This is a genomic window from Thermorhabdus hydrogeniformans, assembly GCF_049310025.1.
Lineage (GTDB): Bacteria > Bacillota > Thermosediminibacteria > Thermosediminibacterales > Tepidanaerobacteraceae > JBJYKD01.
On the sequence record NZ_JBJYKD010000102.1, the window covers coordinates 1 to 281 of the forward strand.

Consider the following 281-nt stretch of genomic DNA (forward strand, 5'->3'; position numbering starts at 1 on the left):
TGGCATGAGGGATCTCTATCTTCAGGAGCTTTACAGGTTGGATGATCAGGAGCATAGATTGACAAACTACAATGACTGGGTGATCCAGGATAGAAAATTATCAACACCAATGGTACTATCATACAATAATGATGAGACCAACTTGACAGGCTGGGTTCTTAAGCCTGTGGATTTCGATAAAAACCTTAAATATCCAGCAATCCTGAACATACACGGTGGTCCCAAAACAGTCTTTGGAGGAGTTTTTCACCATGAGATGCAGCTATGGGCCAATCAGGGTT

At 42.3% G+C, this 281-nt stretch carries 1 protein-coding gene; it reads left to right on the forward strand.

All coding sequences use genetic code 11. The features are described from left to right. Window positions 1-37 precede the first annotated feature (37 nt). Window positions 38-281, forward strand: a 244-nt coding sequence (locus ACKX14_RS15670; protein WP_422449300.1) for an alpha/beta hydrolase family protein, incomplete at its 3' end; no start/stop codon positions are given.